This is a genomic window from Paenibacillus sp. AR247 (assembly GCF_002968895.1).
GTDB lineage: Bacteria > Bacillota > Bacilli > Paenibacillales > Paenibacillaceae > Paenibacillus_AQ > Paenibacillus_AQ favisporus.
Genome location: NZ_PCZT01000081.1, coordinates 1 through 7437 on the forward strand (window position 1 = coordinate 1; position 7437 = coordinate 7437).

General features: G+C 39.5%; 8 protein-coding genes. 7 read left to right on the forward strand and 1 reads right to left on the reverse strand.

Going from position 1 to position 7437, the window contains the following annotated elements; translation table 11 throughout:
• The 6 genes from CPT76_RS38205 to CPT76_RS42405 all read left to right on the forward strand — a co-directional run.
• A partial coding sequence (locus CPT76_RS38205) for a restriction endonuclease subunit S domain-containing protein (protein ID WP_219845508.1) occupies positions 1–229 on the forward strand: 229 nt, incomplete at its 5' end.
• On the forward strand, positions 230–418 hold the full coding sequence (locus CPT76_RS36100; RefSeq protein WP_105446284.1) for a DNA modification system-associated small protein: 189 nt from the start codon (positions 230–232) through the stop codon (positions 416–418).
• Positions 415–2418, forward strand: a complete 2004-nt coding sequence (gene dndD / locus CPT76_RS36105) for a DNA sulfur modification protein DndD (protein ID WP_105446285.1) — start codon at positions 415–417, stop codon at positions 2416–2418. Before CPT76_RS36100 ends, dndD begins: the two co-directional genes overlap by 4 nt.
• Complete coding sequence (locus CPT76_RS36110) at positions 2408–3934, forward strand: DndE family protein (RefSeq protein WP_105446286.1); 1527 nt, start codon at positions 2408–2410, stop codon at positions 3932–3934. Before dndD ends, CPT76_RS36110 begins: the two co-directional genes overlap by 11 nt.
• Positions 3935–4892: 958 nt before the next feature.
• Positions 4893–5888, forward strand: coding sequence for a restriction endonuclease (locus CPT76_RS36120; RefSeq protein WP_105446287.1), 996 nt, complete (start codon positions 4893–4895; stop codon positions 5886–5888).
• A 24-nt stretch (positions 5889–5912) separates the two neighbouring features.
• The gene (locus tag CPT76_RS42405; RefSeq protein ID WP_374954768.1) at positions 5913–6176 is read left to right on the forward strand and encodes a nuclease-related domain-containing protein; all 264 of its coding nucleotides are present in this window, start codon (positions 5913–5915) and stop codon (positions 6174–6176) included.
• Positions 6177–6401: 225 nt separating this feature from the next.
• On the opposite strand, the gene CPT76_RS36130 is transcribed toward CPT76_RS42405, so the two are convergent.
• Positions 6402–7013, reverse strand: a complete 612-nt coding sequence (locus CPT76_RS36130) for a hypothetical protein (RefSeq protein WP_105446288.1) — start codon at positions 7011–7013, stop codon at positions 6402–6404.
• 220 nt (positions 7014–7233) lie between these two features.
• Between CPT76_RS36130 and CPT76_RS36135 the strand changes: the two genes are divergently transcribed.
• Positions 7234–7437 (forward strand): NUDIX hydrolase (locus CPT76_RS36135; protein ID WP_374954767.1); only part of this gene is annotated, 204 nt, incomplete at its 3' end.

Below are 7437 nucleotides of genomic sequence, written 5' to 3' on the forward strand. Positions count from 1 at the left end.
ATCTATGATAGGGGAATATCAGACTGAAATGTATGCCCGTGGTAGTGCACAAGCGGAGCTATATCCATCTGATATTGATAAATTCCTTGTACCAATCTTACCGGATGATATCCAACAGTTTATTGGAGAATTAGTCCAAGAAAGTCTAATCGCGGAGTTTGAATCAAAACAACTTCTTGAACTAGCCAAAAAGCGAGTGGAGGACTTTATTGAAGGAGCTTGTTTATAAATGAATCTATCTACGGACGACAAAAAGCTCCTTCAAGAGCTTTGCAAGCAGCACATTGTGAGTTTTGAAAAGGTCCTTAAGCTCCTGGATACTGTTCAGGAATATGAGTTTAAAGAGCGTCGTACCGGTATTTATGATGCCCTCAGAGATGTTCTGAAAAATGGTGGAGGCCCAGGAGGGTTAGGATGAAATTTAGAAAGCTAACAATCGATAACTACAAATCTTTCCTGTTTCCGACGGAAATTCATTTCCCCGATGATGAAAGCGGCAAGAGTATATTTCTTATCGGTGGTATGAACGGTGCCGGTAAGACATCTTTAATGGAAAGCATTAACTATTGTCTTTATGGTGGTAAAGTTGATGAAATTTATCGATCTATCAACCGTAAATCCTTGGCTCTCGGTAATGCCAGCGTAAGTTTTGAACTGGTAATGGAAATGGACGACTTTTCTGAGCTTATCGTCAAAAGATCTTGGAGCGCAGGTACTATTGACGGACCAAAGGCTAAGGATCTAACCGAGCGACTGGTCGTTATTCGAGACGGCAAACGAGTGTCTGTGCAAAATAAACAGATGTGGCAGGACTTTATCCGAGCAACAATCCCGCCGGGTATTACTCAATTCTTCTTTTTTGATGGTGAAAAAATTCAGGAGATAGCTTCAGACGATCATTCTGAGGTTCGCCTTAAATCATCCCTTGAGGCGGCTCTTGGAATTCAGTACATTAATCAGCTTTCTAGTGACCTACTGTATATTAAACAGGAGGAACGTAAAGGATTTGTTGAGATTTCTAGCGAGGACCTCGATTTTAAAGAAAGTGAGCTGAAACGGGAAAAAAGTAAACTTTTGCGGTTGAATAAAGAGAGAGACGAGATTAAAGAGGATCTAAATTCTTTCAAAGAGCAATATGAAGAGGCGAAGAAACGATTCCTGGTCACCTTTAACACTGAACCGGAAACGCGTGAGGCCATCCGTCAAAATGAGAAAAAACGTGTACAGACCTCTAATCGTATTGGACAGGTTGAAAGTGAAATAAGAACGCTCTGTGAAAAGTATTTGCCATATAGTATATTCGGGTCGCTTTTCGAAGATATTCGAATTCAAATTGAAAAAGAGCGGGAGAGCAATCAAGTTGAAGCGATAAAGGAACATGCTGTTGATTTAGCAAAAAAAATTGTTCGCGCAGTAGAAGAACCAGAACCCATATATACCGAAGCTCTGTCGGATGAAAAAATGGCCGAATTGGAAAAGAGAATTTTAATTCTTTTACAGGAGGGGGGATCCTTCGGTGACGAAGTAAAATTACTCAATCTATCTGATCGTGACGCTGCCCGTGTTCTACATAGAATAGAGGAGCTCGAAAATAGTGATGTCTTCTTTATACAACCCCTACTTGAAGAAAAGCGGGAACTTGAAATAGAAATACAAAAAATTGAGGCCACTCTTCAGACTGGCGTTGCTTCTGATAGTGAAAAAGAACTTTTTGAGCAACTACAGTCGGAAATGGAGAGTTGTTCCACTCAAATCGGTCGTAAAACAGAACAGCTTCGTATCATTGAAGAAGACATTCTGTCTATTGAAAAGAAGATACATGAAATCGAAATTGAGATCGAGAAGCTTTACGAAAAGCACAATGTCTCTAAAGGAAAAGCAGATTTGATTAATGAATGTGATGTAATAGCCGGACTGCTGAATCAGTTTATAGTCCGAATGAGGAAGAATAAAGTCAATCTTCTTCAGGAGAAAACTTTTGAAATGTATAAGTTGCTCTCTAGTAAAAGTGGGCTCATAAAGGATATTAGCATTGATGATAAATCTTACGAGATTAAGATAACCGATAGGAGCGGACATGAAATTAAGAAGTCCGGTCTTTCAGCTGGAGAAAAAGAGGTATTTGCTCTATCCCTTTTATGGGGTTTGGCCCAGACAAGTCAGCTTAAACTTCCGATAATTATAGATACGCCGCTTTCGCGACTCGATAGTACTCATAGAGATAATATTGTCAGAAATTATTTTCCAAACGCCGGTCAACAGGTTATTATTCTCTCTACAGATACAGAGATTGATAACGACTATTACCGTGTTCTGCAAAGCCACCTAAGCGGAGCAGCGAGTTTGGTCTTTGACCAGAAGCAAGAACTAACTACAGTTGAATCTGGTTATTTTTGGGGTGCTTTAAATGGCAGATAGGTTATATACGAGTTTAGTAGCTGATGAAATCCTTAGTGGATTACGTTTTGATACAAAATTGGAGAAAGTAGTATTGGCAAGAATGGCTTTTGCACTATCTATTTCAATCGATGGAAATAATGTGCCGGAGAGTAACGATTTTAGTGGCGGCGAAATGAAACGGCCTACTTTTGTTGCTTCGGATGAACTATTTTTGAAAACGCTGCTTGCCTTTGTTCATAAGAAAGTAGATTTTCAAGAGGATGAATTTTATTCAAACAAATCTCTCATTAAGTATCATATTGATAATGGATGCAATCACCTTGCTAAGATGTTTGAAGAAAGTAATCGTGATTCAGAACTTCTTATAAAGAGGCTCACGGAGAAAGTAGAATTTAGTGGACGCAAAGAACTAAAGGGACATGGACTTGATCTATTCATTGGCAAAACAGTTCTCGATAAAAAAGAGCTAACACTTGAATTAAATAACACCAAGAAACATGCAAATTCACATTTAGCAATTATAGGAAAACCAGGTGTTGGAAAAACACAGTTCCTTCTTAAAATACTAGCGGACATTCGCCGACAGTCTAATTATCAGACCAACTTCATCTTTTTTGATTATAAAGGTGATGTTGTGGATAATGAAAAATTCCTTGAAGTAGCGAAAGTTCAACCTTTTCGGCTGCTACAGGGAATTCAGAACCTTCCCATAAATCCTTTTGTGTTACCTGTATATGACGAACAGACAATTAATGTTTCTGCTCGTGAAAAGGCTGAAAGCTTTGCCTCTATAAATTCAAAGCTTGGAGTTGTTCAAAAAGGTGCACTAACAGAAGCAATACGAGCCGCCTATGCTAAACGAGCCAACTCGGTATTACCATTTCCTGATTTTCATGACGTTCTTGAAATTGCTGTTGCTATGTACGAGGAGGATAATAAGAAAGACGATAGTCTTATTGAAGTTTTGCGAGACTTAGCAGATTTCGATCTTTTCTGGAGACATGGTAGTGATGTTCCCCCAATAGATAAACTTTCAAATAGAACATTCTTAATTGACGTTCATGCTATGCCAGTTTTGAAGGAACTTGTAGGTTATCTTGTTATCGAAAGACTTTATAAAGAGATGGCAGCCCTACCTGATAGTCCTGTTCAGGATGGGAAGCGTACCATTCGAACAATTCTGGTTATAGATGAAGCGCACAACTATTTGGGGCAAAAGAACATTTTCCTTGAGCGTATTATTCGTGAAGGACGTTCAAAAGGAATTGTAGTATTCTTTGCGAGTCAATCGCCCAATGACTATCAGCAGAAATTTTTTAACTTTCAAGAATTGCTTGAATTTGCATATATATTCCAATGTGAAGGGGTTTCTGCAAGTTCTTTGCAGGACATTCTTGGATGTGGAAATAAAACAGCGAAAGAATTGCAAACAGAAGTTGCTCGCCTTGAGCCTTTTCAAGTGATAAGCAGAAGTCAGGAAAAGGCAGCTGAGTTCGTTAAATTTGAGGCAGAAGCATTCTATAAGAATTATTAAGCATTTACAAATTCGAGTCTTGATCCTTCATTTAAGAATATTGGAGTAATCTATTAACCTATTAGTAGAGATACAGCAAATAATGGTACAATAAAGAACAATTCTTTAATTGGTTGGAATCACCTATATGTTGTATATGATGCATGAGTTTTGAGGTCACATAACTAAGAATTTAGGAGTAGAGGAATTGTGGAGTAATACGAATAAAGTGAAGATTTAAATAATTGAGTGAGCGGCTGTCGATAGACTTATTATGGTTAAATAGGTAGCGCCTGATTTGTGAATCAGGCGCTTTTAGGTTGTATTGAGCAGGAGTATGAATTACCCTCATAATATGAAAAAACATTAGAATTTTCAGTCTAGGATCCTTATAGCGACCGATAGAAACCTTCCTGGATGAAATCATTATGGACAGTCTGGAAAAGGCTTACGAACGCTCCACAAGACCACGAGGCACGAAGAGTTAATACCAGGGTAAAATGGCGGGCAAAAATATGCAGTAGGCTCGCTGCGGAGATCCTTCGCAGTTGTTAGCAGGCTCTAGAGCTTAAGTTTTACCATATGCCACTTAAAAAAAATAACTGATCACAAGATCCTGATCGAATATATCGCTTTCTATCAATTGAACGGGTAGTTTGCCTCAACTGGAGAGACCGGTGGTATAGGGAGCTATACGGTGTTGTATACATCTAAGTACAGTACATCTTTGACCGGGCTGCGGAAATTGCTGAGCTGAAATTAGAGACGGAAGAGGATATCATCCAGTGGCGTGAACAGAGACGTGTGGGTTCGGTGAAGGTGGAGCTGGATCATGAGCAGGTGGATTTGGCGAAGCGGGTGCTGGGGATTCGGGATTGTGGGGCACGGATTTTTAGAGGCGTGAGGGTCTGCATAAACTACCTGAATCTCTAGAGATTTTTAGAATTCTACATTAATCTTTTTTAAAGGGGCGTTTTATATGAAAAAGATGTGGTTGGTACGAGCAGGAGAAGGGGCATATTTGATCGATGAATTTATAGAAAAACAAGCGGTGGCGATCGGATGGCCGAAACTTGAGAATATAGCATCCATTGATACATTACAAGAAGTTAAAAAACTACTAAAAACAACTTACCCCGGGTATAAAAATGGCAAAATCAACATTACTGCAGGTCAAATATTAAGATTTGTCAGCGAGTTCAACCGGGAAGACGAAGTCGTCACTTACGATCCGGAAGAACGTCTTTATCATTTGGGCAGCGTTATCTCGGATTATGAATATAGACCAGGTTATATTACTGACAAACCTCATGTCCGTAACGTTATTTGGAAAGGTACTGTACCCCGGGATGTCTTATCGGCTGGGGCAAGAAATACACTTGGTTCTATTATGACGATTATTGCAATTCCGGAGGAAGTTAGAAAAGAACTACATGAGCAGATGAAAAATGAAAGTAACAGCCCTCAAGATCCAGAGTCCGAGGAAGAGGCGGACGAACTAGAATTAATTAAGGAAGATGTTATCGAGAAATCTAATGAATTCATTAAGGATAAAATTGCAAATCTGGATTGGGAACAAATGCAGGAACTTGTTGCTGGGATTCTTAGAGGCATGGGATATAAAACACGGATATCTCCAAAGGGGCCTGATCGGGGAAGAGATATATTAGCGTCTCCAGATGGATTAGGGCTTGAGGAACCAAGAATTATCGTTGAAGTTAAGCATCGTTCAGGCCACATGGGGGCTAATGAAATTCGTAGTTTTACTGGAGGACTACGTTCAGGAGACCGTGGAATTTATGTTTCTACAGGAGGGTTCTCTAAGGAGGCAAGGTATGAGGCGGAAAGATCTAACAATCCCATTTCATTAATTGAACTTGATTTACTAGTTGAGCTGGTGGTTCAATATTACGATCAGTTTGATTCAGAGACTAGAACCCTAATTCCTTTACGAAAGATGTATTGGCCCGTATAGAAATATATAGTTTTGAATTGATTAATAGAGCAAGGTAGTAGCGGAACGCGCGATAATAAGTTGTGGACGGTGAGCAATCGATTTAAAATGTACAATCCTTTTATGCAAAATTACGGTCATATTCAAGCGATTAAAAGCTTCCTCCCCGACTACCAAAGCAGCCGATACATCTCGCTAGTTTCGTTTACGATGCGTTGCTGGTTCAGTGTAGATCCTGAGCTGAGAAAAATCCAGTCTGATGAGCTGGTTGTGTATGATGTTGAGCTGTTTGTAATATATCCAACGTAAAATAAGCCGGATTCAAGCGGAGAAGGCTGACGCTGTTCTGACTGAATTGGATATTGAGAAGATTTATAAGGCGTTGAGAGATGCTAATATCACTGATCGATAATACGGGCTGAGCATGTTGAGAAGGCCGGAAGTGTAGGGAAGGGAAGAAATCATAGTAGTTAGCTTATAGGAAGGCTGTTCATGGGCTGCCTCTTCCCATACCCATTTAGATTTGTTTAGAATTTATTTGTCTTCAAAAAGCTCAAAGTCGGGGTGTAATAAATAGCCCAATGGATAAAGATCTGGTTTCGCTGAGATAAGCGCCTTGATCAGCGCAATTTTCTTTTCTTCCGAAGGATAGAAGGTTACACCGAGTGCTACGGGTTCAACGAATTGAATAATAAGATAGGCGTCCTCCTTTCGGTTCATGGGACAAATCATATTATTTCTAGAGAATACCGAGCTATATTCATCAAGTAAGAAGATATGGTAGGTTTGATTCTTCCAAAAGGATTCGTATAGACTGTATGACTGGCCTTCAATGTGTTTTATAAATTTTGTTGGAGACAACCCGATTTCATAGCCAGTAATATATCCAGAACTGTCAAAATCGACCCCGTATTCAGTTTCAAACTTCTCTTGGTGATATCCACTTCTAAATGAATAAGGGAGCATAGTCATGTTGTCGAGGTAGGTTCCCAGTTCCGGTTTTCTTTCAAAAGGTATTTGGACTTGGGAAATATTAATGGACTGGTTTAATTTACAGTTGGTTCGATAAGGGATTTTCCCGGATGGTGGTTGTAGATACACATAACCAATATGGGCATAGTCTGACTCAATGCAAGTGATCTTCATAAAGGCCTCCTTTATTAATCTTAAACACGATAAAATATATTTAGTTTCTTTAATTATAAAAAATAAAAGTTGCTTCCAGAATTCGTTCCGAAGGGCTTTTGTTTTTCCAAATAAGCGCAGAATTCGAAAATGTTCTTCCACTGAAATCCTGATATGATAATTTATCAATATGAGAAGTAACTCATTCAAAAAGCGAATTACACATAGGAGGTCCCCAATTTTGATACAGGTTGCCGCAGCTATGATTGAACGAACATTGGCAGTTCTTAATAGTCCGAAAAATGTGTCTGGAAAACCGCAGGCCGGACTGTGGGAGTTTCCTGGTGGCAAGCTGGAAGCAGGCGAACCTACGGTGGAATACCTGGAGTGTGGGCTGCGTGAGGAAATACAAATCGCCATTGAACCTTGGAAATACGAACGGAAG

Excerpts from the sequence above, each read along its gene's own strand:
- CPT76_RS36100 (WP_105446284.1), top strand. The coding sequence starts at position 230 with ATGAATCTATCTACGGACGACAAAAAGCTCCTTCAAGAGCTTTGCAAG.
- dndD (WP_105446285.1), top strand. The coding sequence starts at position 415 with ATGAAATTTAGAAAGCTAACAATCGATAACTACAAATCTTTCCTGTTT.
- CPT76_RS36110 (WP_105446286.1), top strand. The coding sequence starts at position 2,408 with ATGGCAGATAGGTTATATACGAGTTTAGTAGCTGATGAAATCCTTAGT.
- CPT76_RS36120 (WP_105446287.1), top strand. The coding sequence starts at position 4,893 with ATGAAAAAGATGTGGTTGGTACGAGCAGGAGAAGGGGCATATTTGATC.
- CPT76_RS36130 (WP_105446288.1), bottom strand. The coding sequence starts at position 7,013 with ATGAAGATCACTTGCATTGAGTCAGACTATGCCCATATTGGTTATGTG.